The following is a 25,472-nucleotide window of genomic DNA, read 5'->3' as shown; positions in this document are numbered from 1 at the left end:
CTAATCCCCTCGCAGCGCAAGTCAGAAGCTGTCGAACTGAAGACAGCTATAGCGATAGTTCTCTATCGGCTCTCTACGAGAGGGTGTCATTGATCTAAATCAACGAGCGCTTAAGCGCATCCCGAAAAGTGTGAAACGGTTTTCGGACAAGATGCGTGCCAAAACAAAAGATTAGAGCGCCTGCGACGAATTGGGAGTTTTTTGGGAAATCAGTTGCTGTCAGTGATGGGCGTCAGATGAATGAGAATATCAACCTTGCTGACCTTGTAACCCGCAGGTGGCGGAGGCAGGGGACCAACACTTACATCATTGGATGCAATGTCGATGATCCTGTCTTCGTCATGAATGTAGAAATGCGTATGATCACCCGTATCCGTATCGAAATAGGTCCGCTCACTATGTAAGCTGATCTTGCGGATGAGACCTGCACCGGCGAACTGATTAAGTGCGTTGTAGACTGTTGCGACCGAAAGTTTTTCCCCGTGCAACAAGGCTTCTTCGTTCAACATATCCGGGGTTACATGCCGATGCTTGTCAGTGAACAGTAAGCACCCGAGAGCTATGCGCTGACGGGTCGGGCGCAACCCGGCCCGTCTTAAAATCGCTTTGACTGTTGATGCCTGCTGCCGTCTCCATTCTTTGCCAGAACGAGGAACGTGCTTTGACAAGAGCTGTGAAGCGTCGGGCTCTGATTTAGGCCCCGATCTAGGATTGAACAGCATGAACAGTCTCGGTTTCTTTTCTCAGAAGCGATATCTGAACTCGAACGAATATACGAATATTAATGCAAATGATTTGCAATTGCATTAATATAGTAAGAGACCTAATGTTCAACGTAAACAGGCAGGAATTTATGTCGCAGTTTGTGCCGGAATGATAAGAAGGGCGCGCAGGCCGCTTTCGATGCGGTTGTGCAATTGCACTTCACCGCCCATGCGTGTTGCTGCCATCTGGACGATTGGAAGGCCAAGACCGCTGCCGTTTTCACTTCTGTTGGCACCGCGATAAAAGCGCTCGGTCACGTGGATCATCTCCTCGGGAGGTATTCCGGGGCCATCATCTTCAACAGTGAAGATGAGGCGCTCGCCATCCTGATTCAGACTGCATCTGACTGAACTGCTTTCCGGCGAATGGTTGACGGCGTTCTCGATCAGATTGCGCATGGCTAACGTGAAGAGGTGCGGGTATTGCATCGTAACCAGTGGCAGATTGCCCGGTAGCTCGATTTTGACGCCACGATGCGCCGCAAGCATCCGCATATCCGTTGAGATTGAAACGAGCAGCTGGCAAGCGGGCTCGGGTGCTGGAGGCTCCATTTCATCGCCTGTTTCAAGCGCTGCCAGATCAAGCAACTGATTGACCAGACGGCTGGTGCGATCGACTCCAGCGGCAATCTGACGAACGGCGTTGATACGCATGGCGTCGTCTTTTGCACTCTCTGCAATTTGGGCCTGTGTTTTGAGACCTGCAAGCGGGGTCTTCAATTCATGTGCCGCAAAGATTGCAAAATTACGCTCGCGCTCCCGCGCTTCTTCCACACGATGGAAAAGCCCGTTGAGCGCCGAAACAGCCGGGGCAATTTCTGACGGAAGCTTCTCTTCACGCAGTGGCCGTAAGTCTCTCGCATCCCGTTTGGATAAGATTGCTGCAAGGTTGCTTAGTGGGTTGAGGCCACGCCGCACGCATAGCCAGATCAGGATAGCGAGGATCGGAAGCAGAAGCAGTGCCGGTAGTACGACGCCCGTAACCACACTTTGCACCAACCGCTCGCGAACTGAAAGGCTGTCGCCAACCATCACGCGCAAGCCCAGTTGCGTATTCTCGACCGCAAAGACGCGCCAGCGATCGCCCGCGACAACTGTATCAGAAAATCCATTGGCTACATCGGTCAGTCGTTCGCCAGGCGCGCTTTCGGATCGTCCCACAAGCTTGCCGTCGATCGCCCATATCTGGCAAAAAAGCTGGCGGTCATACATTGGGAAATCTGGCATGGGCTTCAGCGAAAGCTGCCCGCCATCCCCATCGGGACCGACTTCGACGCGATGCTCAGTCAGCAACGAGTTGACCATGCGAGCGGCTTCCATCAAGCGCGCATCGAGCACTTTTTCGAGGCGCGACTGCGTGCTGACATGAATCCAGACCACGGCAAACAGCCAGACGAGGCAGGTGATGCCGATCAATATGCCGGTGAGGCGACTGCGAATGGAGTTCATGTATGGGCTCCCGCAAGCCTGTAGCCGACACCGCGAACAGTTTCGATAAAGCCGGAGCCGAGCTTGGCGCGAAGGTGATGGATATGTACTTCCACTGCGTTGCTTTCGACTTCCTCTTGCCAGCCATAAAGTGCTTCTTCGAGCGATGACTTGGAAACGGTAGCCGTCGGGCGCTCCATCAAGGTGCGCAATATCGAAAACTCACGTCGCGTCAGACGCAGGGGGGTGCCCTTGAATTGCACCGTCATTTCAGCCGGATCAAGTTCTACGCCTTGCCATTCAAGTGTAGCACTGGCGCGACCTGAGCCACGTCGTGCAATGGCGCGCACACGCGCCGCAAGCTCATGCAGATCAAACGGCTTGCCGACATAATCATCTGCACCCGCATCAAGACCTGCAATGCGTTCGGGCACCTGATCGCGAGCGGTCAATAACAGAACTGGTGTTTCATCGCGTGCTTGTCGCATGGCTTTCAATATGTCGAGACCGGAACCGTCGGGAAGCATCAGATCGAGCACGATCGCATTGTAATTCTGGGCAGCCAGGGCTGCCTCTGCATCGCCACAACTTGCGACAGCGTCCACGGTAAAGCCGGCCAACCCCAGTCCCACGGAAAGCCCGTCGAGCAGGATTGCATCGTCTTCAACCACCAGAATGCGCATGTGTCTTCCTGTTTCCGCCTTGTTTCAACTGTAAGCGGCTTCTCGCTTTGCCAGCTTAAGGCTGCCTTAAGGTGACGGCAGCATTTGCTTTTTACAACCTAATCTATTTTGCACGAATCAAATTACCCGGAATAATTCGAATGCGCTTTTTTGCGATACTCGTCGCTTTTTTTATGATGGTTCTTTCGTCCGCAGTGGCTGCAAGCCCGCTGCCGGTCGATGATGCATTTCGTCTAAGCGTGGTGAAGGACGGCGATAACCGACTGATTTTCAATTGGCAGATTTCAGACGGCTACTATCTTTATCGCGATCATATCGAAGCAAAAGATGCAAAAGGTCAGGCGCTGGCCGTCGATACCCAGCCAGGCATCGCAAAAGATGATCCGAACTTCGGACGCCTTGAAGTCTATTATACCCGTGCAAGCGCCGGTATTCCGGCAGGCAATGAACCCATTCAACTGACTTATCAGGGCTGTCAGGAAGACGGCATCTGCTATCGACCTGAAACCCGTACCATCGATCCGGTAACACTTGCAGTCAGCAGTCAGATGGGTAAGGCCTTTTCACAAGGCTCGGCATTTACGGCGGCGCCAACACCGAATGACCAAGGCAAAGCTTTCGCACTCGCCCCTGAAAAGGGCATGATTGAGAACCTGCTTGATCAGGGTGGTTCAGTGCTGGTGATTGCGGCTTTTCTTGCTTTCGGCGTGCTACTGGCCTTTACGCCTTGCGTGTTTCCGATCTATCCGATTGTTGCCGGAACTCTGGCGCGAGAAGGGGAAAAACTGACTGCGCGACGTGGCTTTGTTCTGTCCAGTACCTATGTTGTCAGCCTTGCGCTTGGGTTTGCAGTCATTGGCGCTATTGCAGGCTGGTCCGGCCAAAACCTGCAAATGGTGCTGCAATCCAAATGGATGGCCTTGGCACTTGCCGGAATATTCACACTGCTGGCCCTGTCGATGTTCGGCCTGTTCCAAATCCAGTTGCCATCATCGTGGGTGAGTGCAATTTCTGCCAAGACTGGTCAACGAACCGGTTCAAAACGCTCTGCTGCAATTCTCGGCTTTTCGTCGGTGTTGATCGTTGGCCCCTGCGTTACGGCACCCTTGGCAGGCGCGCTACTTTATATCGCGCAGACCGCCAACGTAGCACTCGGAGCCAGCGCTCTCTTCGCACTTGGCATCGGCAAAGGTCTGCCTTTGATTGCGTTTGCTACGCTTGGTGCAGGCACCTTGCCACGTGCCGGAGCCTGGATGGAACTGTTCAAGCAGGTATTTGGCTTTGGTTTTCTGGCAACCGCTATCTTTATGGCGGCACCTTTGTTGCCCTCGGGCGTGGATATGGTGCTTTGGGCCTTGCTGCTGTTTGGCGTTGCGAGCTTTGCCTTTCTCAATATACCGGGGCGCAGTGTTGTCGCCCGCACCATCGGCACGACGGCCTTCGTTTATGGCGTTATTTTGATGCTCGGCGTGGCATCGGGTGGCCGCGATCCATTGCAACCGCTGGCGGCATTGGTTAATCGTGACGTTAACCATAATTTGGCCGAGCTGCGATTCGCGCCGGTCGATACGGTTTCTGCCCTTCAGGAAAAGCTGGACGCGGCGCACGGCGACAAGCCGACGCTGGTCTATTTCACGGCAGATTGGTGCGTAAGCTGCTCTACTGTGGAGCGGCGCGTCCTGCCGGATGCAGGCGTGAAGAAAGCGCTTGGCGGATATCAGCTTATCAAGGCGGATGTCTCGGACCTCAATGCGGGCAATGCCGATCTCATGGCAAAGCTCAAAGTGGCAGGTCCGCCAACCATGGTTTTCTTCAACAATGCCAGCAAAGAGCCTGAAGGAACAAGATTGGTCGGCGATGTATCGTCGGCAACCATTGAACGCTCTGTCGGGCTTCTAAGGACCGACCAGAAGCAAGGCTTATGAGAGCGTATCCGAAAAGTGGAAACCGGTTTTCGGAACAAGATGCGCGTTAAAACGAAAGGTTGGAGCGCTGATCTGGTGCAATCAGATCAAAACGCGCTCTAAATTGAACATGGCTCGGGGACATTTGGGGTATTGGGCATTGACTACTCAAAATCAAAAGGGGCGCACAGCAGCGTCCGTAGCGCGGCTGTTGTTGATCAGCCTGCTGCCGCTAGTCGTTGCGGCTTGTACGACGACGTCGTCAGATAGCCCGATCGCAGTGACGATGCCAGAAACGGTTGCTGTCGCTCCTCAGCCCGTGGCTGCAGCACCTGTTGTTGAGCCTTTGCCAGAACCTGAAGTGCAGACGGCAAAGAGCGAATATGAAGTCATGTATGGTGCAGTCAATGATGGCGGCAATCAGATTGCAGCACTTGATCTGAGCAAAATCGCCGAGCGTAATCTGCGTAAGCAGGTCAATTACAAGACCAGCCATCCGGTCGGAACTATCATTGTCGATCCCTATGCGCGCTATCTTTATCTCGTGCAGCCCGGCGGCAAAGCCATGCGTTATTCCGTAGGTGTCGGTCGTGCAGGCCTGACTTTCAGCGGTGAGGCAAAGGTTGCGTATAAGGCGCAATGGCCGCGTTGGACGCCGACGCAGAATATGATTAAGCGCAATCCGGATCATTACGCGAAATATGCCAAGGGTCTGGAAGGTGGTATCCGCAATCCACTCGGCGCGCGAGCCCTCTATCTCTATCGCGATGGCAAAGATACGCTCTATCGCATCCACGGTACGAATGAGCCATGGTCGGTCGGCAAAGCCGCATCTTCAGGCTGCATCCGTCTTTTCAATCAGGACATTCTCGACCTTCATAAGCGTGTTTCCAGCGGAAGCCGTGTCGTCGTTCTGGATAAGTCTCAATCAAGGGCCCAATCTTCTGAAGGAGAAAGCTAATGATCAATCGTCGTCAGATGCTGGCAGCAACTGCAGCCGGTGCCGCAACAATTGCCATTTCTGGCGGCGAGAGCTTCGCCCAGCGTGTGCCGACTGTCGCCGATGTCCTCTATGACAAAGACATCCCGGTTCTCGGCAATCCAAATGGCGATGTCACCATCGTTGAATATTTCGACTATCAGTGCCCTTACTGCAAAAAGGGCCATGCCGAACTCATGCGCGTTGTCGAAAATGACGGCAAGGTGCGGTTGGTATTGAAAGACTGGATTATCTTTGGCGACAACTCGGCTTATCCGGCGCGGCTGGTGCTGGCGGCCGAAAAGTCTGGTGACTACGTCAAGGCGATGGAAGCCATGATGGTAACACCGGGCCGTCTGACCAAAGATCAGACGGATGCAGCACTCAAGAAAGCTGGTCTTGATCCGAAAAAGCTTGAAGCCGCTTACAAAGCAGATGCTGCACGGATCAACGGCATTCTTGAACGCAATATGGATCAGGGTGAAGCCTTCAATTTTGGTGGCACTCCGTCCTTTGTCATTGGCACCAGACTTTATGGCGGCGTGATGAAAGAGCAGGACCTGATCGAAGCGATCAAGGAAGCGCGCAAGGCTTAAAAACGTTTCGGAAATTTGAAAGCAAGCAGCGGAGTGTTGTCGGTCTTGTCTGGGGTTAGATTTCCTTCATATTAGGAAGGACAACGGACATGAACCTGATGACACTCACGCAAACGAACAGCAACGACACTGATGAAAGCCGCTGGAGACAAGTGCTGGCGCGCGACAAGGCATCAGATGGCCAATTCGTTTACGCTGTACGCACGACGGGCGTCTATTGCCGCCCTTCATGCCCATCGCGGCGGGGAAAACGCGAAAATGTGCAGTTTTTTGTTGCTTGCGAAGATGCAGAGCATGCAGGCTTTCGCCCTTGTATGCGGTGCAAGCCACACATTGATGCGACGCTCGACGCACAAAACAACGCGCGTTATGCCGATATGGTATCTGCAGCCTGCCGCTTCATTGAAAGTGCCGAAGAAGTTCCGGCACTCGAAGACATTGCGCGTGCAGCAGGGGCAAGTTCCGCACATTTCCATCGCATCTTTAAAAGCTTTACTGGCCTGACACCAAAGGCTTATGCCGATGCGCATCGTGCAGGCAGAATGCGAGCAGCACTCAAGGCCAATGGCAGCCGCGTAACGGACGCGATCTATGAGGCAGGCTATAATTCCTCCAGCCGCTTCTATGAGGCTTCGGACAAGATTCTCGGCATGAAACCGAAGGTCTACAAGTCCGGCGGCGAAAACGAGACCATCCGCTTTGCGATCGGACAGTCGGCACTTGGTGCTGTTCTGGTGGCCGAAAGTGAGAAGGGGGTCTGTGCCATTCTGATGGGCGATGATCCGCAGGAGCTGATTATCGATCTGGAAAAGCGCTTTCCGAAAGCGCAGCTTGTCGGAGCAGACCGCGATTTCGAGGATCATATCGCGCAGGTGATTGGCTTTGTCGAAAATCCCGGTATTGGGTTTGATCTGCCACTTGATTTGAGAGGCACAGCTTTTCAGCAGCGCGTGTGGCAAGCTTTGCGGGAGATTCCACTGGGCAAGACCGTAAGCTATAGCGAACTTGCCCAGACAATCGGTCTGCCCAAATCAACGCGGGCCGTGGCACAAGCCTGTGGTGCCAACAAGATTGCTGTTGCGGTTCCTTGCCATCGGGTCGTGCGTCATGATGGCGGCCTTTCCGGCTATCGCTGGGGTGTGGAGCGCAAGCGTGATCTGCTTGAAAGAGAGCGCCAGTCATGAAGGATAAACTGGCCTCTTATGACTGGGGAAAAATCGCCGATGAGCTGGATCAGTTTGGCACTGCAACGCTTGCAAAAATCTTGTCCTCACATCAATGCAATCAGCTTGTCGGGCTCTATGATGCACCCGATGCATTCCGCTCGACAATCACGATGGCAAGACATGGCTTTGGGCGTGGTGAATACAAGTATTTTTCCAACCCGCTCCCGGATATCATTCAAGGCTTACGGCAAGAGCTATATGCGCGGCTAAGTCCCATCGCCAATCGTTGGAGCGAGCGTCTTGGGAGCGGAGTACAATATCCCGCAAGTCATGATGAGTATCTCGCAATCTGTCACGCGGCAGGACAGGTGCGTCCGACGCCGCTGATTCTGCAATATGTCGAGGGTGATTATAATTGCCTGCATCAGGATCTCTACGGTGATCTGGCTTTCTCGCTCCAGGTAGCGGTTCTGCTGTCACAGCCGGGCGAGGATTTCACCGGCGGCGAGTTTGTGCTGACCGAGCAGCGCCCGCGTATGCAAAGCAGGGCGGAAGTCGTGCCTTTAAGGCAGGGAGATGCCGTGATTTTTGCGGTAAACGACAGGCCAATTCGTGGTACGCGTGGCGATTATAAGGCGAAAATGCGGCACGGCGTCAGTCGTCTGCGCTCAGGCAAGCGTCATACGCTGGGCATTATATTTCACGATGCACGATAAAGGGTTGCAACGTTTCGGTTGATGGCTTTTGATCGCGGCACGAGATCAAAGGAGTCGGAAATGAGCGTGACCATTTACGGTATCAAAAACTGTGACACCATGAAGAAGGCGCGCACATGGCTTGAAGATCATGGCATCGATTACACCTTCCACGACTATAAGAAGGAAGGCCTCGATGCTGCGACACTCGACCGCTTTCTGACAGACATTGAATGGGGAAAACTGCTCAATCGTGCAGGCACAACCTTCCGCAAACTGCCAGATGGCGAGCGTCAGAATGTCGATGCTGCGAAGGCACGCGAGCTGATGCTGGCGCAGCCTTCTATGGTCAAGCGGCCGGTACTGGATAAGGCTGGCAAGCTGACTGTCGGCTTCAAGCCCGATCAATACGAGATGTTCTTCAAAGCTTGAGCATCTCAAGGTTTGCCTTAGATAATATGTCTTCACATGACGATAGCGGGCAGGCCAAATCATGCATAAGCGGTTAGACAGAGTTTTCCAGCAATGGTCGGTCAGTTGGCGCGATGCGCTGATTGCCTCCGTTGCCGGTGCGGTTGCATGGCTGGTTTGTCAGTGGATGCTCGGCCAGCCGCGACCCGTCTTTGCAATGGTGACGGCAGTTATCTGTTTGGCACCTAATCTGCCCAATCACGGAAAACAGGCAGTCGGTGTCATTACCGGTGTCACAACGGGGGTTGTGGTCGGCGAACTCTCGTTGCTTTTGCCGGAAACAATTCCGGTCCTGCATATGAGCGTTGTCACTTGCATCGCGATGGTGCTTGCAACGACCTTCGGCTTGGCGCCGGCAATAGCCATCCAATCCGGCGTTTCCGCCATTCTTGTGCTGGCGATGGGTCCGCAGGTCGCGGGCATGACACGCCTCATCGATGTGCTGGTGGGCGCTGGCATTGGTCTACTGTTCAGCCAGATATTGGTGACACCTGATCCGGTACGGCTGATTGACAGGGCCGTGCGTGGGCTTGTCGATAACATCCTGAAAGGCTTGAAACAGTCAGCGGTAGCGCTTGAAAAGCAGGACGTTGTCCATGCCCAAAGCGCAATAAACCAGTTCACGCAGGCGCAGCGCGCGCTGAATGCTCTGGGCGACGGTATCGCTTTAGCGCGGTCGAATGCGCGCTGGTCCTTGCGTGGACGGCTCGTCGCGCGTGAAGTCAGTGAAATGGCAGGCCGCTATGATCGCCGCGGCATTCGTCTTTATGCATCTGCTTTGCTGTTTGGCGAGGCGCTTGGCAATGCGCTGCGCAAGAAAGAAGCCTCACCACCTGAATGGATCGCACGGTCGCTGCAATCGGTAATCCACAATTGCAATCTGGATGAAAGCGACACACCGGAGCGTTTGACACCAGTGCCACAGGATATCGATTTCAGCTGGCGTGATACGGCTTTTCGCCTGCAGTCGGTCAATGAGACGCTGCTGCACTTCCTGCATTCGGCCCAGCCCGACAGCGTGCCTGTTCGTAAGACATAATCGTCTGCTGCTTTAGGCTTGCTGCTGTGAGAGCCGCCAAGTGACGGGAAACCTTACAAAAATTTAACTGGTAAAGGATGCGGGACAGGCATTTCATAAATGCAGAATTGCATTTTTGGATTTCCCGATGTTTGTATCGTTTTTCCCGCGTCCCAAGCTCTTCTTTTCGTCCGCACTTCTCTGGACCATCCTTGCTGTGCTCGGCTGGTATGAAGGGGGCGCTAAACTCGGCGGCATGGTCGGATTGCCACCTGCAGCAGCTGATGCAGCCCCCATCATCGGTGCGAGCATCTTCTGGTCGGCACCATTCCTGTGGTTCTATGTTTATTTCGCGGTGGTGGCGCTGGCGTTCTACACTTTATGGGCTTGGTTCTCACCGCATCCATGGCAGCGCTGGTCGATCCTTGGCTCGGCTCTCATCCTGTTTACGACTTACTTCAGCGTTCAGGTCAGCGTTGCGGTCAATGCCTGGTATGGGCCATTCTATGACATGGTGCAAAAAGCTCTGGGTACGCCGGGTGCCGTTTCGGCCGCCGATTTTTACTGGGGCGCACTGGACTTCGCGGGCATCGCTTTTCTGGCGATCACGATTGGCGTCCTGAGCATGTTCTTCGTCAGCCATTATATCTTTCGCTGGCGCACGGCCATGAACAGTTATTACATGCTGCACTGGCAGAAACTGCGCCATATCGAAGGTGCCGCCCAGCGCGTGCAAGAGGATACGATGCGCTTTTCCACGACGCTGGAACAGCTTGGTGTCAGCCTCGTAAAGTCCGTCATGACACTGATCGCCTTTCTGCCGGTGCTTTTTACGTTCTCGGAAAAGGTCAGCGAACTTCCGATTATTGGCACTATTCCGCATGCGCTGGTTTGGGCCGCTATTGTGTGGGCGATCTTCGGGACCGCCTTTCTGGCGCTCGTCGGTATCAAGCTGCCGGGTCTTGAATACAACAATCAGCGTGTGGAAGCGGCATATCGCAAGGAGCTTGTTTACGGCGAAGACCACGAGAACCGCGCTGAGCCTATAACCATGGGCGAGCTGTTCTCAAATGTGCGCCACAATTATTTCCGGCTCTACTTCCACTATGTGTATTTCAATGTCGCGCGCATTTTCTATCTACAGGCGGATAATATCTTTCCGCTGCTGATCCTCATTCCTTCTATTGTCGCGGGTAAGCTGACGCTGGGTCTAATGAGCCAGATTTCCAACGTTTTCGAGCAGGTGCGAACCTCGTTCCAATATCTCGTCAACTCATGGACGACGATTATTGAACTGCTTTCAATCTACAAGCGCTTGCGCGGTTTTGAGGCAGCGATTGATGGGCCGCTAGTGCCTGCACTGGATCAGGAAAATCTCGGGCTGTCGGCATAAACTGCACACCAAGCTCTGGTGTTATGATCGATTCTGCGTGGCATGGCCGCTCGGGGAGTCGGTGCTGTTGAGATAATCATTATAGGTCGTGCACTTAACATCTGGCTTATTGCAGACTTCCGACACCAGCCGTTCCATGGCGCGCCAATAGGCCCCGTCATTCATCAGCACAAAATGAAAACCGAGCTGCAACGGAATGCGCTCGCCTTCATATTGCTTGTCAAAAGCGGCGCGAAACGCCTTGTAGGCGCGTTCCTCAAATTCGGCTGATTGGGCTGGTGCTTCCTTGCCCTTTGAGTGACGAACATAGAGATTATAATCCATGCCGACGATAACGCGCTGGGATGGACCTTCAGGAATAAGCGGCAGGCCAAACGATGCAAACCGGCTATTTATCTGCGGTAATTCCGGTCCACGTGTGATGGACGATGCCTGATAGCGGAAGCCATTGGCTTTCAACGCATCCTGCACGGGCTTGGAGGCTGCGAGATAAGGCGCGCGGAAGCCGTTGATGCCTTTACGGGCCAGCTCCTGCCAGCCGTCGGGTTCGCCTTCGATACCATTGTTTTTGTAGGCATCTGCCGTGATGCGACGGAATTCCCTGATTTCCTTGTCCCAGTCTGCGGTTGACCAGTTGGTGCCATCAAAATGGCCACAGCCATGGCTTGCGATTTCGTTGCCTTCCAGATGTGCCTGCCAGATATTATCGAGGCGGGTCACAACCTCATCGTCGCTTAATGCAAAACCAACATTGGATGAACCAGCACGCTTATGCGGTGGCTGGTAATCACGACGGTCCTTCTTGGTCATCAGAAAGACGCAGGACAGGAAATAGGTGAAATGTGCGTTGTTGTTTTTTGCCAGCTCCCGCGAGCGCGTCCAAAGCTTGTTGTCATGCGCTCCGTCAAACGAAATCAGCACATATTGCGGCTTCGTCGTCTCAGCGACGACGGAACTTGCAGCGAGTGCGGAAGCGATGATGACGGCGGGAGTGATGAGACGCATGGGGGAATGAACGCAATCTGGCTGGAAAAGTTGCCTGTTAGTCACAAAATATGGCGAAGCTCCGACGCAAATGCACATTGTTTCTTGCGCTTACAGCTTATTTCGCCGACAGGTCTTACATATGGCGCGAATTCCGACTAAAAGCGCCAGAATAGATAAATTAAGATCAACGGTTTTTAGAGCGCGGCTCCACAAGTGTCGCGCTCCACTAAAGATGGCAGGTCCATGGCAGACGACAGTTTCATTCGCGAGGTAAACGAGGAACTCCGTTCAGAACGGGCAAAGCAGGTTTGGAAAAACTTCGGCCCGGTCGTGATCGGTGCTGCGGTTGCGGTTGTCATTGGTACGGCCGCCTGGGTTGGCTATCAGCATTGGACCGACAGCAAAGCCTCTGCTTCCGGTGACAAGTTCCTGGCAGCACTCGATCTGGCCTCTTCCGGCAAGAACGATGAAGCTATTGCGGCACTCGATGATCTGGAAAAGACCGGTTACGGCTCTTATCCAGTGCTGGCTCGTCTGCGCGCTGCCTCCGTTCAGGCAGAAAAGGGCGATGTGACAGCAGCTGTTGCAGCCTTTGATGCTGTTTCTGCCGACAATGCCGTACCTGCGCCAATGCGTGATGTGGCCCGTCTGCGTGCAGCTTATCTGCTCGTTGATTCTGGTTCTTATGATGATGTCGCAAAGCGCGTTGAAACGCTTTCGGCAGATGGCAATCCAATGCGCTCCAGCGCGCGCGAGGCTCTTGGTCTGGCAGCATGGAAGGCGGAGCGTTTCGACGATGCTGCCAAGCTTTATCAGCAGATTGCCAATGACACTCTGGCTCCGGCGAATATCCGCCAGCGGGCCAATACAATGCTAGATCTCATGCGCGGCGCCGGTATCAATTTGCCGGAAGCCCAAGGCTAAACCGCGCTTACCTCCGGAGTAATACGAACCCATGGGTTTCACTCTCGCCATCGTCGGGCGTCCCAATGTCGGCAAGTCCACACTGTTTAATCGCCTCGTCGGCCGCAAGCTGGCGCTGGTCGATGACTTGCCGGGCGTTACGCGCGACCGGCGCATCCATGATGCCAAGCTTTACGATCTGAAGTTTCAGGTCATCGATACTGCGGGTCTCGAAGATGCAGCCAATGACAGCCTGGAAGCACGCATGCGCGCCCAGACTGAGGCTGCTATCTCTGAAGCCGATGCAATTCTGTTTGTGATTGATGCCAAAGCCGGCCTGACGCCTGCTGACAGCACTTTTGCTGAACTGGTGCGTCGTTCCGGTCGTCCCGTTGTGTTGGTTGCCAACAAGGCGGAAGCACGCGGCGCGCAAACCGGCATGTACGATGCTTTCCAGCTCGGCTTAGGCGAACCATGCGCGATTTCTGCTGAACATGGTCAGGGCATGCCTGATCTGCGCGACGCGATTGTCGAGCTTCTGGGCGAAGAACGTGCATTTGCAGATCAGCGTGCAGAAGAAGCTGCGGAAGAGGCCTTCACACCTAAAGCGGTTGGTGAGCTGATCGGTGATGATATCGAAGACCCGGATGAAGAAATCATTCCGGAATACGATACGACCAAGCCACTGCGCATTGCCATTGTTGGACGCCCGAATGCAGGCAAGTCCACAATGATCAACACCATGCTCGGCGAAGACCGTCTGCTGACGGGCCCCGAAGCCGGTATCACGCGCGATTCGATTTCCGTTGACTGGGAATGGCGTGGACGCAACATCAAGCTGTTCGACACCGCTGGTCTGCGCCGCAAATCGCGTGTGCAGGAAAAGCTTGAAAAGCTTTCCGTAGCCGATGGTCTGCGTGCTATTCGCTTTGCTGAAGTTGTGATCATCGTGCTCGATGCAACAATCCCGTTTGAAAAGCAGGACTTGCAGATTGCCGATCTGATTATTCGCGAAGGTCGTGCGCCGGTTATCGCGTTCAATAAATGGGATCTGATCGAAGATCGCCAGATGGTTCTGGAAGATCTTTACGAAAAGACCGCACGGCTTCTGCCACAGGTACGTGGTCTTCGCGCTGTGCCGATTTCCGGTGAGCGCGGCCAGGGGCTGGACAAGCTCATGGAGAATGTGGTCAAGACCCATGAAATCTGGAACCGTCGTATCTCGACCGGTCGCCTGAACCGTTGGCTGGAAGGGGTTATTGCGCATCAGCCGCCACCGGCAGTTTCGGGACGCCGTCTCAAGGTCAAGTACATGACGCAGATCAAGACCCGCCCGCCAGGCTTTGTGGTCTCCTGCTCGCGTCCTGATGCGATGCCGCAATCCTATGTGCGTTACCTCATCAACGGTTTGCGTGAGACATTTGAAATGCCGGGCGTGCCGATCCGCCTGTCGCTCAAGACATCGGAAAATCCGTTCGCGGGCCGTGCGAAAAAGAAGCGCTAAAAGCATTTCTGACGAGAGCTACTGCTGCTTTCGCTGATTAAGAAATGCAGCAGAACAAAGCAAAAGCCCGGGACACGATCCCGGGCTTTTGCTTTAAGTTTTAATCGCCGCGAGATGCCTTGGCACCTGCAGGCGCTCCGGTCATGCCACCGTCCACAGTGATTTCTATGCCGGTCACGTTGGTGGATTCGTCGGAAGCGAGATAGAGCGCAGCTCGGGCGATTTCTTCCGGTTCGCTCATCCTGCCCGTAACGCTTCTGCTGCCAAGCTGAGCCTCAAGAACTGTCATTGCATCTGGTGTCGGCGCAGAAGAATGCCAGATCGGTGTTTTGGTTGCGCCCGGCGTCACCTGATTTACACGGATGCCGCGCGGCGCAAGTTCTGCTGCGAAATTGCGCGTGAATGCGCGCACCGCACCTTTGGATGCCGCATAAGCACCCCATCCCGGAACGCCAAGCACAGCGTGGACCGAACCGTTCAGGATGACGGATGCATTGTCATTAAGATGAGGCAGGGCAGACTGTACTGTGAAGAAGACTGCCGTCAGATTGGTGCTGATAATTTGATTGAACTGCTCAAAACTTGTCTGACCGAGCGGTGTTGCACCACCAATACCAGCATTGGCGAAAACCACATCAAAACGACCGAACTTTTGCGCAGCTTCCGTAAAAGCGGCTTCGGTTGCCGCAGCATCGGTGACATCGAGTTTTAGTGCAAAAGCGTTGTTGCCCAGTTCCTTTTGAGCTGCGGCAAGTGTTTCCGGATTTCTGCCGGTAATAATGACCTTTGCGCCCTCATCGAGAAATACCTTGGCGGTGGCAAATCCAATACCGCTATTACCGCCGGTGATCACGGCAACCTTGTTGTTCAGGCGCATTTCAGTCTCCTGGGGTTTATCCAATGTGGATTATGATTGACATCCATAAAGATTATGTATGTAATCCAGAACGTCAAGTCACGAAATCGGGAGAATTTTTATGGGCCATTCCCAGCTCGACAAACAGAAGACCCACGATCGTATCGTAGAAGTCGCAGCGCGTCGTCTGCGCGAAAAAGGGTTGGAAGGCATCGGTGTGGCCGACCTCATGAAAGAGGCAGGGCTGACGGTTGGCGGTTTCTACAAACACTTTGCCTCTCGTGAGGACATGGTTGTCGAAGCTATGGAGCTGGCATTCAATGCATGGGAAGCAAGCGCGAGGGCCAAGGGGAAAGACCCTGCGACGGTCCCTATCGGCGAATATGTGGAAACCTATCTCAGCTCAGAGCATAGAGACGATGTAGCAAGCGGGTGCCCATTCGCCGCACTCACCGCAGATATGGCACGCAGTGGCGACAAGTGTCGCGCGGCGGCAACCGCACGGATTAAAACCAACCTCGACACCATAATCGCTCGGCTTGATGATACGCGCGATGCAGAGGCGCGTCGCAAGGCGATTATTCTTTCGTGTCTGATGACGGGCGCTGTTGGAACAGCCCGCATCGTTGATGATGCGGAACTGTCGGATGAAATTCTCGCGACGGTGCGCGAATTCGTCGGGGAATTTGTGCGAGATCGATAATCCCGTTTCAGGCAAACACGCCACCCTCATCGGCATCGACCGTGATCGATAGCGACACATGACGCGGACGCGTTAGCGCAAACAGAACGGATTCGACAATATCGCGACTGGTGGCTGCTTCACCCTTGTGCCGTTTGGATGAAGCTTCCCAACTTTCATCAAGCGGCGAGGCGTCTTCGAGATAAGGCGGATGTACGACGATTGAGCGAACGGGCGTGTTAGCGAGTTTTTGCCGCAAGCCATCTGCCAATGCTGCCTGGGCGCGCTTTGCTGCATAGAACGGCACGGAGACTGTTTGAAGCGGCGCATTTGACAGGCCGCTAATCGATCCAATCGTCACGATATCCGGACCGGATGATTGACTGAGAAGGGGGAGTAGCCCCTGTGTAAACAGAAATGTTCCGGTCACGGCCGCATTAATCACGCCCGCGACTTCCGCGATCGAATAGTCTACTTTCCGGTCTTCGAGCCACATCGCGCCATTGTTGATCAAGATATCGATTGTCGCGTGTTTCTCTTTGATGGTTTCGATGGCCGCTGCAACGCTTTTCATGTCAGCAAGATCGACTTGAACGGTTTTCACGCTGCGTCCGCTTTTGTCCGCAATACTTTTTGCTGTTTCTTGAAGCGCGTTCAGATTTCGTCCGCAAAGCACGACATCGCATCCGGCTTCCGCGAGGGAAAATGCCAGTGCTGCACCCAGACCGCGTGCTGCACCCGTGACAATTGCGGTGGTTCCTTCAAAGCGGGACATTGCTTTTCCTTTGCGGCATAAGTTGCGACAGTGTCTTATTCGCCTTTCGTGGCTTGAGAAACTCATATTCGTCTGCTAATCCGCCGCCTCCTGAAATTTCCCACATATCAGAGGCAGACCATGACGAAAGCTGAACAAGGCCAGAGCGAAAGCCAGTTTAATGGCGTGACCTTGGGCATCGATTTCGGCACCACCAATACGGTTCTGTCTCTGGCATCCCCTGATGGTACGACTGCAGTGCTGAGTGTGCCGAAAGATGGCGTCGACATCACCGGCTATCGTTCGATTCTTTGCTTCTGGCAGGACCGCGAAACAGGACAGCGCACTTCAGAAAGCGGTCCGTGGGCAATGGATGCCTTCGTCAATGCGCCGCATTCGACACGGATGCTTCAATCCTTCAAGACGTTTGCCGCGCAGAAGTCCTTCACCGACACACCCGTTTATGGCAAACGCTTCAAGTTCGAAGATATTCTAGAGACTTTTCTAGAATCAGTCGCAACCCGCCTGGGCGACAAGCTTCCGCCCAGAGGCAATCGTGTCGTCGTTGGTCGTCCGGTTATTTTTGCGGGAGCGTCTCCTGATGAAGAACTGGCCATGCAGCGCTATGAAAAAGCGTTCCGTGCCTTTGGGTTCACCGATATCCATTATGTGTATGAACCTGTTGCAGCGGCATATTTCTATGCGCAGGAACTCAAAGCCGAATCGACTGTTCTGGTTGCCGACTTTGGTGGCGGTACGAGCGATTTTTCTATCGTTCGTTTTGAAGTTGGAGCTGAGGGTCTGAGTTTCACGCCGCTGAGCCAGACGGGTCTCGGTGTTGCGGGCGACACATTCGATTATCGCATCATCGACAATGCGGTTTCACCGCTTCTGGGTAAAAATGGCGAATATAAATCTTTCGGCAAACGTTTGCCGATACCGCGTCATTATTATGCGAACTTCGCACGATGGAACACGCTGTTTCTCATGAACTCGCCGTCAACCATTCGCGCTCTCACCGATCTTGCCAAGAATGCTGTCGATCCTGAACCGCTCGAACATTTCATCAACCTGATCGAGAACGACTATGGCTATGAGATTTATCGCGCTGTCTCAAATCTCAAAGTGCGGCTATCTTCGGAAAGAATATCTGAGCTTCATTTCAAGGCAGATGATTTCGAAATTAGGTCCGATATCACGCGCAACGATTTTGATAGCTGGATTGCAGATGACGTGGCCAATATCGAGCAATCAGTAGAGCAGGCTGTTGAAAAGGCCGAACTTACCTTCGATGGCATTGATCGGGTCTTCCTGACAGGCGGCACATCCTTCGTGCCTGCCATCCGTGAGGCTTTCGAAAAGCGTTTCCCCGACGCCATGGTCACAAGCTCGAACCAGTTTGATTCGATTGCCAATGGTCTGGCGTTGATTGGTCAGAGCGCCGATATTGAACGTTGGGCGGTTAAGCGGCCGGTTTGATCTGGTCGCGCCTCAACTCAGGCATCGGCGACGGTTCTTGCAAAACATTCTGCGATCTTTTCGTTAGCGCCAATGCCCTTGGCCCATTTCACAATCTCCGGCATTTCACTTTCGTCAGCGATACCGCCCCAAACATCTTTGAATTTTGGGACATTCGATGAAATATCGAAGAAGAAGTAACCGGGATCGGCAACTGCCACGTCTGCATAAACAATCGACCACTTGTCATATTGCATGAACGAATTGATTGTAACCGAGGCTGGCTTGACCTTCTTGCCAAAGCTTTTGGCAATCAGCGCTGCATAATCTGCTTTCTGCTGTGTGCTGATTGTTGTCGTCACGCCGTCGCAAGCCGATTTCGCTGATGCGGCATGGGCTGACGTAAGCAATGCACTTAACATGAGTCCCAAAATGGATGCCGTCTTAATCATCCCGGTCACCAATACCCTCCATGACTATGTGTAGCTATGAGCTTAACACATATTTCTTAGGGTAAGATATTGATTGGCGTGCCGTTTGGTACCTTCGACCAGATTTCACGCATTTCCGTGTTGCTCACGCCGATGCAGCCGTCTGTCCAGTCCCAAAGATGGTGCACAGGAGCAAGCACGCCCCAGCCATTGGGCAGGCCATGGATCATGATATTGCCGCCGGGTGCATAGCCGGCTGTATCGGCGACACTCTGGTCTACACTGTTCGGATACGAAATATGCAGGCTTAGGTGGGCCATCGAGCGTGGATTGCGCCAGTCAATGATGTATGCGCCCTCAGGCGTTTTCTGATCTCCCTCACGGCTCTTATGTCCACCGTCGCCATTGCCGCCGAGTGCGATTCGAAAGGTGCCAATCACAGTACCATTGCGTAGCAACGTCATCCGACGCTCGCCTTTATAGACCTTGATGGCGTCCGCCTGTTGTTCTGCGGGCAGAAGTTGTGGCGGCTCACCTGAACCGATGCGTGCCATGACCTTGGTGTAGCCGAACAAGCCGACAGCGATGAGAACTACGGCGAAAAGGATTTTCTTGATCATATAGGTCGCTTATTTTTGGTCTGTGGCGCGTTCAAGGCAGTCTTTGAGGCTCGTTTCACAAACGGGCGTTTGCGCACGGATTTCTGGATTGTCGCGCCACATTTTGTATGTGACCCAAAACTCGACATCCTTGTAGGCATATGTTCCGGCACGTTTATTGTTGCGACTTTTCTCCAGCGCTTCGCCAGTGATCACTATATGATGTGCAAGCCGTTTGAACTCCCAAGGCTGAGCGCCCTTCTTATGCTCGAACGCTTCCAAGTGATAATATGGATCGTTATGAGCCGGATCGGGCTCCTGATGAATGACGGCCCACCGGGTAATTTTGGGTGTGTCGGTAAGGATCACGACGCGATCTAAGGTTTCAGCATTAGGACTTGAAAGCAGAAAGGGGAGGGCAATTAGTGCTGCCGCCGCTGCATTCAATGTCTTTTTGCCAATCATTTTAAATTCCTTTTGCATTCCAGATAAATCCAGCACGCTCCTGCCCAAATGCATTTGCTATTGGGACGGCTAAAAAAGCAAATGAAAACAAACCTTCCCGAGCTGTGTTAATTCAAAATTAATCAATATTTTCAAAGGGTAAACAAAAACGCGTTAACCATCCATCAAGGTTAATACTCCATTATTCGCTATAGTTAAGTAATCGTTGCGAGTGGAGTTTGCGGTGCGTCTTGGTTCCATACGAGCGCTGTTTGGCCGGTCTAAGGCCGTTGCCGAGCCGGTATGGCATTATCCGGTAACGGGCTATTGCCCCGAGGATGGTCGCTATTACGCTGTGCGTGCAAAGCCACGTCAGGTTGTGCGCAAGCCACATCGCTTCGTGCCGCTCATGCTGGCAGCGATTACCTACCTGTTCAACTCCAATGCAATCGCCTTTCAGGACATGGCAAGCCTTGTGCCGACCGCAGATGTCGCTGGTCATCGCTGGACAGCCTTTGTCGCCAAAGCTCCGGTTGGTTCGCTGCATCAGGCAGAAATGCCTTTTGTGGATGCAACAACAGTCACAGGCAGCATCGCCACCACCGGCATTCAGGTGCCGGGCATTGGCCGCGTCGCGCTTTCCGGCGGACAGAAGACAGCAAAACTTGGCGTCGATGATCCCAATCCGGATGAAAACCGCATCAATCGTGCGGACAAGACCGACCGTATCGTTTCGGTGAAGCCTAAGGCTCCGGCGCGGGCTTTCAATGCTGGCAGCATGTTTGAGAAAATCAGCATGATCACAGCGCCGCGTGAAAAGATTGATGCGCGTATGGCCTTCTCAAAATCCAGCATCGAAGGGAAGGAGGTTGAGATCGCAATGGCGTTCCACGCGGTCAAACCACCCAAACCCAAACAGGACATGCCTGTGCAACTGGCAAAGCTGATCAACAACAATGAGCCCGACGTTCTCGCGTTGGGCTATGCGCCTTCTAAGCCGGACTACGGCAAGACATCGCCCTTCGAAAGCATTCTGACGCCAGAAGCCGACGCGGGCCGTTTTGTGCCGCCGATCAGTGATCAGGATCACGCATGGGCGGCAACGCCTTTGCCCGCAGAATCGTTTGGCTCGAAAGAGCAGAAATGTCTCGCGGAAGCTGTCTATTATGAAGCGCGTGGCGAAAACGTAAAAGGGCAGGTCGCCGTAGCGCAGGTCGTACTCAACCGTGTGCGGAACCCGGCTTATCCGGGAACCATTTGCGATGTGGTTTATCAGAATCGTAACTGGCTCAATGCATGCCAGTTCTCATTTGCCTGCGACGGCCAAAAGCATCGCGTAACCGAGATGCCACAATGGCGTATGGCACAGCAGGTCGCCAAGACAGTGACGGCTGGTCAGATTTGGCTACCGGAAGTTGGTTCCTCTACCCATTATCACGCGACCTATGTCAGCCCGTTCTGGGCACCTACAATGAAGAAGATGACTAAGATTGGTCTTCATGTGTTTTACCGCACCTATGGCGGTGGCTGGAGCTGATTGTTGCCGTATGTTCAGGTAGTTGGCTAAGAAATCACTTTCGGACACATTTATTTGTCTCGAACGTCGCTTGAAACGGATGCACATTGATGAATCTATGTGCCGAGGTTCGCTCAATTCGATTCCAATTTTGAGGCCGAATTGCTGCATGAACTCTGACTTTGGACGGAAAATGAGTCGCACCATCGGCTAAATCATTGCATTTCCTAGATAAAAAACCTTTTGAAGCAACTGCTTGACCGCCTTGACTAGCGCGCGGTGTGTCAATATGTTGCGCGCAACTTGGAAATGGGCTTTTACGGCCCGCATTTCTTGCAAAAAGGAGCTGCCAATGACGAGCGGCACTGAGCCCGGAAAATCATCCGGTGTAGGCAGGGATGTGGAACGCAAAACTGTTTCCGGGGGGCTGGATCAGCGTTTGAACCGCCTTGAGGCCGAACTGGCCAAAAAGGGGATGTTTAAGCCACCGGCTTCCGAGGATGAACGGTCGGAAACATCCAGTTCCGTCGCGCAAGCCATGAAACTCTCCAGCGAGTTTATTGCTGGTATTGTGGTCGGCGCGTTGATCGGTTGGTTTCTTGATCGTTACGCAGGCACGTCGCCATGGGGGTTAATTATCTTTCTCCTTCTGGGCTTCGGTGCTGGCACCCTCAACGTGCTCCGTTCCGCAGGTTATGTTGCCGATCAAGGCAATATTAAGTCTAGCGTGGAAAAGAGCGATAAGGAATAAGTCTTCGCGGACATCACGAAAATGTTCGCGTATAGACACGTAAGACATGCGGGCCTCTCGCCCGAGAATTAAACGCCTTAGGGCAGGAACGACAGACGAGGTAAAGGTGGCCAACGATCCGATCCATCAGTTCCAGGTTTCCCGGTTGATTCCGATCGACGTCGGTGGTTTGGACCTGTCGTTCACCAATGTTTCGGCCTTCATGGTCGCAACGGTGGTGCTTGCGTCAGGCTTTCTGTACTTCACGTCGTCGAGCCGTGGACTGATCCCAAGCCGCCTTCAGTCGGTTTCGGAAATGGCTTATGAATTTGTGGCATCGAGCCTGAGAGATTCGGCCGGGTCGAAGGGCATGAAGTTCTTCCCGTTCGTTTTCTCTCTGTTCATGTTCATTCTGGTTGCGAACTTTATCGGCCTGTTTCCTTATTTTTATACGGTCACCAGCCAGATCATCGTGACGTTTGCTCTGTCGCTGCTCGTCATCGGCACTGTGATTATCTACGGTTTCTACAAGCATGGCATTGGCTTCCTCAAGCTGTTCGTGCCAAGCGGTGTGCCGGGCATTATCGTGCCACTGGTCGTCGCCATTGAAATCATCTCGTTCCTCTCGCGTCCAATCAGCCTCTCGGTTCGTCTTTTTGCGAATATGCTGGCAGGCCACATTACGCTCAAGGTTTTTGCAGGCTTCGTTGTCTCGCTGAGTTCGCTTGGTGCGCTTGGTGTTGGTGGCGCGATCCTGCCTCTTATCATGACGGTCGCGATCACCGCGCTTGAGTTCCTGGTTGCATTCCTCCAGGCCTACGTCTTCACCGTTCTTACCTGCATGTACATCAACGACGCAGTACATCCGGGTCACTAAAGCATGTTGCGGAAAAGTGGGTTACCGGTTTTCCGACAACAACATGCGTAATGAAAATATTTAAAGCGCCTCGTATTGGTAAAATAAAAAACGAAGCGCTTTGAGGTTCTCGCCGGCGGGTTTCCGCCAGAACAGAAATCCGCACTAATTTGCAATCCAGAAGGAGCTTTAACATGGAAGCGGAAGCAGCAAAGTACATCGGCGCCGGTCTCGCCTGTTTCGGTATGGCCGGTACGGCTCTCGGCCTCGGCAACATTTTCGGTAGCTATCTCTCGGGCGCTCTGCGTAACCCATCCGCTGCTGACAGCCAGTTCGGCCGTCTCGTGTTCGGTTTCGCTGTGACGGAAGCTCTGGGCATCTTCTCGCTGCTCATCGCGCTTCTGCTCCTCTTCGCTGTTTAATAAACAGTCGCAAGAAACTGGCCTGCCGCGATCTGTATCTTGAAATGCAGCGCGGCTGGCCTTTGCATATGACGTCTAAGTGAGCATGTTTCTATAAATCCGGGACTTCTTTCCGGGAAAGAACATGCTGGATTGAAGGGGAAATCTGGATGTTCGTGTCCACGGCGTTTGCCCAAACCGCCACCGAATCGCAACCGGCACCAGCTGCTGGTGAGCACGGCGCAGCCGATGCTGTGCACACCGAAACCGGGGTCGCGCACGATGCCGGACACGGCAGCGGCGTATTCCCGCCGTTCGATTCCACCCATTACGCATCACAGCTTCTGTGGCTGGCGATCACTTTCGGTCTTTTCTATCTGTTTCTGTCTCGCGTGGTTCTGCCACGTATCGGCGGCGTGATTGAAAATCGTCGTGACCGTATCGCACAGGATCTGGAGCAGGCTGCCCGCCTCAAGCAGGATGCAGACAACGCCATTGCTGCTTACGAGCAGGAATTGGCTGCTGCCCGCACCAAGGCCGCTTCGATTGCCGAAGCTGCTCGCGAAAAGGGCAAGGGCGAAGCAGCGGCCGAACGCGCCACTGCGGAAGCCGCTCTTGAGAGCAAGCTTGCTGAAGCGGAAGAACGTATCGCCGCAATCAAGGCCAAGGCCATGAGCGATGTCGGTACTATCGCCGAAGAAACCACGTCTGCGATCGTTGAACAGCTTCTGGGAACCAAGACCGATAAGGCCGACGTGACCGCAGCAGTCAAATCCGCAAACGCCTGAGGAGACGACAATGGATTCAACATTTTGGGCGTTTATTGCCCTCCTCCTCTTCATTGCACTGATTGTTTACCTGAAGGTTCCAGGCATGATCGGACGCTCGCTCGATGAGCGCGCCGAGAATATCAAGAAGGAACTGGAAGAAGCCCGCACTCTGCGCGAAGAAGCTCAGCAGCTTCTTGCTGAATATCATCGCAAGCGCAAGGAAGCGGAGAAAGAAGCTGGTGACATCGTCGCCGCTGCTGAACGCGAAGCAAAGGCGCTTCTTGAAGACGCAAAGCGCTCGACTGAGGAATTTGTTGTTCGTCGCAACAAGCTCGCAGAGCAGAAGATTGCAACCGCTGAAACCGATGCAATCAATGCAGTCCGCGCTTCGGCTGTTGATCTGGCGATCGCTGCTGCCGGCAAGATCGTTGCCGACAAGGTTGATACGAAGGTAGCAGGCACCTTGTTCAAGGATGCGCTCGGTCAGGTTAAGACCAACCTGAACTAAGCTCAGTGACTTACTGAAATTTAGAAAACGCCGCCTCGAAAGGGGCGGCGTTTTTGTTTGTCCGATTGAGAGACCAGCCAAGTTTTTACGGTATTCGCCTCGCTGGTAATGTCATCGCGACGACGCCTGCAATCACGAATGCCAATCCCAACCATGCGGTTGATGTCAACCTTTCTCCCAGAAAGGTTACGCCAATACCGACACCGATGGGGACGCGGAGATAGGCTTGCGCTGTGGTGCCGACCGAACCCAACGTCTGAATAAGCCGGAAATATATAGTGAAAGCCGCCGCGGTCGAAAACACAGCAAGGGCGAGCAATGCGAAGAGCGAGTTAGCGCTGGGTGTCAGGGTCCATGGTCGGTCGATGACGAGGCTCAACGGGATCAGAATGATCGCGCCGCTGATGAGAGACCCTGCTGCAGGCAACATCGGATCAAGGCCCTTAAAATTTCTGCCAAAGATGGCGGCACCTGCATAGCAGATAGTCGCAGCGACAATTGCAAGCTGTGCCCACAATTCGTTGCCCAGTCCAGCAAGCGCCTGCACGCCGATAATGAGACTGGTGCCCGCAAGACCTGCCGCAATGCCGAACAGCCTGCGGCTGGTTACAGCTTCGTGTCGTGTGATCAGGAGCGTGATGAGAAATGTAAAGATCGGCGTCGTTGAGTTAAGGATCGCTGCAAGACCTGCATCAGTCGTCTGCTCCGCCCATGCGATCGCGGTAAAGGGTACGACGCTGTTAAGGCAGGCCTGAAACAGAAAGCGCTTCCAAGTGAGGGCATCAGTCGGCAGCTTCAAACCGCGCAACCGGATTATGACGATGAGTATAAGGCCTGCAATCAGTGTTCTGGTAGCGATTAGAGCGTCGGGCGCTAATCATGCAACACATTGAGCTGCTTTGAAGAAGTTTCGGCACTCTTGTGGCGAAAACAGATCGCAGACGGAGCCGAGGGCTCTCCACAGCTCGTCATAGGT

Annotated in this window: 27 protein-coding genes and 1 pseudogene; 18 read left to right on the top strand and 10 right to left on the bottom strand. The window is 53.7% G+C overall.

What is annotated here, in order from left to right:
- Positions 1-209: 209 nt before the first annotated feature.
- The 3 genes from irrA to OIV19_RS19955 all read right to left on the bottom strand — a co-directional run bounded on the left by irrA (position 210) and on the right by OIV19_RS19955 (position 2,875).
- A complete protein-coding gene (gene irrA, locus OIV19_RS19965; protein WP_151096073.1) occupies positions 210-722 on the bottom strand; it encodes an iron response transcriptional regulator IrrA in 513 nt (170 codons plus the stop codon).
- 129 nt (positions 723-851) lie between these two features.
- Positions 852-2,213, bottom strand: coding sequence for an ATP-binding protein (locus OIV19_RS19960; protein ID WP_264233287.1), 1,362 nt, complete (start codon positions 2,211-2,213; stop codon positions 852-854).
- Positions 2,210-2,875, bottom strand: a complete 666-nt coding sequence (locus tag OIV19_RS19955; protein WP_264233286.1) for a response regulator — start codon at positions 2,873-2,875, stop codon at positions 2,210-2,212. The genes OIV19_RS19960 and OIV19_RS19955 overlap by 4 nt, the downstream gene beginning before the upstream one ends.
- Positions 2,876-3,015: 140 nt before the next feature.
- Between OIV19_RS19955 and dsbD the strand changes: the two genes are divergently transcribed.
- The 8 genes from dsbD to sbmA all read left to right on the top strand — a co-directional run bounded on the left by dsbD (position 3,016) and on the right by sbmA (position 11,097).
- A complete protein-coding gene (gene dsbD / locus OIV19_RS19950; protein WP_264233284.1) occupies positions 3,016-4,800 on the top strand; it encodes a protein-disulfide reductase DsbD in 1,785 nt (594 codons plus the stop codon).
- A 187-nt stretch (positions 4,801-4,987) separates the two neighbouring features.
- Positions 4,988-5,740 (top strand): L,D-transpeptidase, encoded by a 753-nt coding sequence (locus OIV19_RS19945; RefSeq protein ID WP_412535054.1) that lies wholly within the window; start codon positions 4,988-4,990, stop codon positions 5,738-5,740.
- Positions 5,740-6,354 (top strand): DsbA family protein, encoded by a 615-nt coding sequence (locus tag OIV19_RS19940; RefSeq protein ID WP_095446097.1) that lies wholly within the window; start codon positions 5,740-5,742, stop codon positions 6,352-6,354. Before OIV19_RS19945 ends, OIV19_RS19940 begins: the two co-directional genes overlap by 1 nt.
- Before the next feature lie 89 nt (positions 6,355-6,443).
- Positions 6,444-7,538, top strand: a complete 1,095-nt coding sequence (gene ada / locus OIV19_RS19935; RefSeq protein ID WP_095446098.1) for a bifunctional DNA-binding transcriptional regulator/O6-methylguanine-DNA methyltransferase Ada — start codon at positions 6,444-6,446, stop codon at positions 7,536-7,538.
- Positions 7,535-8,236, top strand: coding sequence for a 2OG-Fe(II) oxygenase (locus OIV19_RS19930; RefSeq protein WP_264233283.1), 702 nt, complete (start codon positions 7,535-7,537; stop codon positions 8,234-8,236). Before ada ends, OIV19_RS19930 begins: the two co-directional genes overlap by 4 nt.
- Before the next feature lie 60 nt (positions 8,237-8,296).
- A complete protein-coding gene (locus OIV19_RS19925; RefSeq protein WP_264233281.1) occupies positions 8,297-8,647 on the top strand; it encodes an ArsC family reductase in 351 nt (116 codons plus the stop codon).
- Positions 8,648-8,708: 61 nt separating this feature from the next.
- Positions 8,709-9,725, top strand: a complete 1,017-nt coding sequence (locus OIV19_RS19920; protein ID WP_264233279.1) for an FUSC family protein — start codon at positions 8,709-8,711, stop codon at positions 9,723-9,725.
- A 127-nt stretch (positions 9,726-9,852) separates the two neighbouring features.
- Entirely contained in the window at positions 9,853-11,097 is a 1,245-nt protein-coding gene (gene sbmA / locus OIV19_RS19915) for a peptide antibiotic transporter SbmA (protein ID WP_264233277.1), read from the top strand.
- 21 nt (positions 11,098-11,118) lie between these two features.
- Here the strand turns inward: sbmA and OIV19_RS19910 are convergent, their stop codons facing one another.
- A complete protein-coding gene (locus OIV19_RS19910; protein ID WP_151091322.1) occupies positions 11,119-12,102 on the bottom strand; it encodes a polysaccharide deacetylase family protein in 984 nt (327 codons plus the stop codon).
- A gap of 225 nt (positions 12,103-12,327) precedes the next feature.
- Between OIV19_RS19910 and OIV19_RS19905 the strand changes: the two genes are divergently transcribed.
- Together OIV19_RS19905 and der are read left to right on the top strand one after the other, a co-directional pair.
- Positions 12,328-13,008, top strand: a complete 681-nt coding sequence (locus tag OIV19_RS19905) for a tetratricopeptide repeat protein (RefSeq protein WP_095446103.1) — start codon at positions 12,328-12,330, stop codon at positions 13,006-13,008.
- Positions 13,009-13,039: 31 nt separating this feature from the next.
- Positions 13,040-14,491 (top strand): ribosome biogenesis GTPase Der, encoded by a 1,452-nt coding sequence (der, locus tag OIV19_RS19900; protein ID WP_095446104.1) that lies wholly within the window; start codon positions 13,040-13,042, stop codon positions 14,489-14,491.
- Between the two features lie 100 nt (positions 14,492-14,591).
- Here the strand turns inward: der and OIV19_RS19895 are convergent, their stop codons facing one another.
- Entirely contained in the window at positions 14,592-15,368 is a 777-nt protein-coding gene (locus tag OIV19_RS19895; protein ID WP_264233274.1) for an SDR family NAD(P)-dependent oxidoreductase, read from the bottom strand.
- Between the two features lie 100 nt (positions 15,369-15,468).
- Here OIV19_RS19895 and OIV19_RS19890 point away from each other — a divergent pair, with 100 nt between their 5' ends.
- Positions 15,469-16,050, top strand: coding sequence for a TetR/AcrR family transcriptional regulator (locus OIV19_RS19890; RefSeq protein WP_264233271.1), 582 nt, complete (start codon positions 15,469-15,471; stop codon positions 16,048-16,050).
- A 7-nt stretch (positions 16,051-16,057) separates the two neighbouring features.
- Here OIV19_RS19890 and OIV19_RS19885 read toward each other — a convergent pair whose 3' ends face one another.
- Positions 16,058-16,804, bottom strand: coding sequence for an SDR family NAD(P)-dependent oxidoreductase (locus OIV19_RS19885; RefSeq protein ID WP_264233269.1), 747 nt, complete (start codon positions 16,802-16,804; stop codon positions 16,058-16,060).
- Between the two features lie 120 nt (positions 16,805-16,924).
- On the opposite strand from OIV19_RS19885, the gene OIV19_RS19880 reads away from it, so the two are divergent.
- Positions 16,925-18,262: an Hsp70 family protein gene (locus tag OIV19_RS19880; protein WP_264233267.1), complete on the top strand. Its 1,338-nt coding sequence runs from the start codon at positions 16,925-16,927 to the stop codon at positions 18,260-18,262.
- A 17-nt stretch (positions 18,263-18,279) separates the two neighbouring features.
- Here OIV19_RS19880 and OIV19_RS19875 read toward each other — a convergent pair whose 3' ends face one another.
- The 3 genes from OIV19_RS19875 to OIV19_RS19865 are packed head-to-tail and all read right to left on the bottom strand — an operon-like array spanning position 18,280 to position 19,736.
- Positions 18,280-18,693 carry a hypothetical protein gene (locus OIV19_RS19875; RefSeq protein WP_264233311.1) on the bottom strand — a complete coding sequence of 138 codons (414 nt, stop codon included), beginning with the start codon at positions 18,691-18,693 and terminating at the stop codon, positions 18,280-18,282.
- A 56-nt stretch (positions 18,694-18,749) separates the two neighbouring features.
- Positions 18,750-19,292 carry a L,D-transpeptidase family protein gene (locus OIV19_RS19870; protein WP_264233266.1) on the bottom strand — a complete coding sequence of 181 codons (543 nt, stop codon included), beginning with the start codon at positions 19,290-19,292 and terminating at the stop codon, positions 18,750-18,752.
- 9 nt (positions 19,293-19,301) lie between these two features.
- Complete coding sequence (locus tag OIV19_RS19865) at positions 19,302-19,736, bottom strand: DUF5086 family protein (RefSeq protein WP_264233264.1); 435 nt, start codon at positions 19,734-19,736, stop codon at positions 19,302-19,304.
- A 223-nt stretch (positions 19,737-19,959) separates the two neighbouring features.
- On the opposite strand from OIV19_RS19865, the gene OIV19_RS19860 reads away from it, so the two are divergent.
- The 6 genes from OIV19_RS19860 to OIV19_RS19835 all read left to right on the top strand — a co-directional run bounded on the left by OIV19_RS19860 (position 19,960) and on the right by OIV19_RS19835 (position 24,496).
- Complete coding sequence (locus OIV19_RS19860; protein ID WP_191794047.1) at positions 19,960-21,252, top strand: cell wall hydrolase; 1,293 nt, start codon at positions 19,960-19,962, stop codon at positions 21,250-21,252.
- 331 nt (positions 21,253-21,583) lie between these two features.
- Positions 21,584-21,982: an AtpZ/AtpI family protein gene (locus OIV19_RS19855; RefSeq protein ID WP_095446112.1), complete on the top strand. Its 399-nt coding sequence runs from the start codon at positions 21,584-21,586 to the stop codon at positions 21,980-21,982.
- 106 nt (positions 21,983-22,088) lie between these two features.
- Positions 22,089-22,838 (top strand): F0F1 ATP synthase subunit A, encoded by a 750-nt coding sequence (locus OIV19_RS19850; RefSeq protein ID WP_095446113.1) that lies wholly within the window; start codon positions 22,089-22,091, stop codon positions 22,836-22,838.
- 173 nt (positions 22,839-23,011) lie between these two features.
- Positions 23,012-23,239: a F0F1 ATP synthase subunit C gene (locus OIV19_RS19845; RefSeq protein ID WP_007632966.1), complete on the top strand. Its 228-nt coding sequence runs from the start codon at positions 23,012-23,014 to the stop codon at positions 23,237-23,239.
- A 149-nt stretch (positions 23,240-23,388) separates the two neighbouring features.
- Entirely contained in the window at positions 23,389-24,006 is a 618-nt protein-coding gene (locus OIV19_RS19840) for a F0F1 ATP synthase subunit B (RefSeq protein ID WP_095446114.1), read from the top strand.
- A gap of 10 nt (positions 24,007-24,016) precedes the next feature.
- On the top strand, positions 24,017-24,496 hold the full coding sequence (locus tag OIV19_RS19835; RefSeq protein WP_095446115.1) for a F0F1 ATP synthase subunit B: 480 nt from the start codon (positions 24,017-24,019) through the stop codon (positions 24,494-24,496).
- 85 nt (positions 24,497-24,581) lie between these two features.
- On the opposite strand, the pseudogene OIV19_RS19830 reads toward OIV19_RS19835, so the two are convergent.
- Positions 24,582-25,373: pseudogene (locus OIV19_RS19830) on the bottom strand (DMT family transporter); the annotation flags it as partial.
- Between the last annotated feature and the right edge of the window lie 99 nt (positions 25,374-25,472).

The sequence above is a fragment of the Brucella sp. HL-2 genome (assembly GCF_025846885.2).
GTDB classification, from domain to species: Bacteria; Pseudomonadota; Alphaproteobacteria; order Rhizobiales; family Rhizobiaceae; genus Brucella; species Brucella quorumnocens.
Note: the sequence above shows the minus strand (reverse complement) of the source record. Positions and strands in the feature narration are given on the sequence as shown.